Here is a 932-nt window from a genome sequence, read left to right on the forward strand (position 1 = left end):
TTCTTCTTTTTTCGTCGTGTCTTTCAATTCATTAACTTGAACCGTTACAAGCTTTTGGCCGAAGCGGACCGTTAGTTCATCTCCCGGTTTTACGTCAGAGCTTGCTTTAGCTTGGTTTCCGTTAATAGAGATCCGCCCTTGGTCAGCTACTTCCTTCGCTAGTGTACGCCGTTTGATCAGCCGTGATACTTTCAAAAATTTATCTAATCTCATATCTATGATCTCGTCTCAGTTTGTTTTGCTTCATTCCACAGTTTGTCCATGTCCTCAAGGGACATATCAGCCAACTCGACTCCCTCTTCCTTCGCTGTTTCCTCAATGTACGAGAACCGTCTCCGGAATTTGTCATTAGTCATGGTCAGCGCTTCCTCTGGCTCTATTTTGTAGAAGCGGGCTACATTCACCAGCGCGAACAAAATGTCGCCAAACTCAGCTTTAAGATTGTGTTCGTGAGGAGCTTCAGAAACCTCAGAAGAAAACTCCTTCATTTCCTCACTTACCTTTTCCCAAATATCGCTGACGTCTTCCCAGTCAAAACCGACCTTCGCTGCTTTTTTCTGCTATTTAGCTGCTTTCGAAAGAGCTGGAAGGGTTTTCGGTACGCTGTCTAGTAATGATGATTCAGATGTATTTTTTTCGGCCTTTTTTATATCTTCCCAATTGGCTAAAACATCGTTTTCATCCTGAACCTTAACATCTTTAAACACATGGGGATGTCTTCGGACCATTTTTTCACTGATTCCTTTTATGACATCATCAATTGTGAAATAACCTTCATCTTCACCAATTTGCGCGTGAAGCAAGACCTGAAGCAAAACGTCGCCAAGCTCTTCGATCATATGGTCTGTGTCTTCTTCGTCAATAGCTTCGAGAAGCTCATAACATTCTTCAATCATGTACTGCTTTAATGACTGATGCGTCTGCTTTTTATC

General features: G+C 42.4%; 1 protein-coding gene and 1 pseudogene. Both read right to left on the bottom strand.

All coding sequences use genetic code 11. The features are described 5' to 3' along the window. Positions 1-213, bottom strand: a 213-nt coding sequence (locus tag ACWHAR_RS24325; protein WP_452088087.1) for an RNA-binding S4 domain-containing protein, incomplete at its 3' end; no start/stop codon positions are given. A gap of 2 nt (positions 214-215) precedes the next feature. After that, positions 216-932: pseudogene (gene mazG, locus ACWHAR_RS24330) on the bottom strand (nucleoside triphosphate pyrophosphohydrolase); the annotation flags it as partial.

Source organism: Bacillus sp. LR--39 (genome assembly GCF_053613335.1).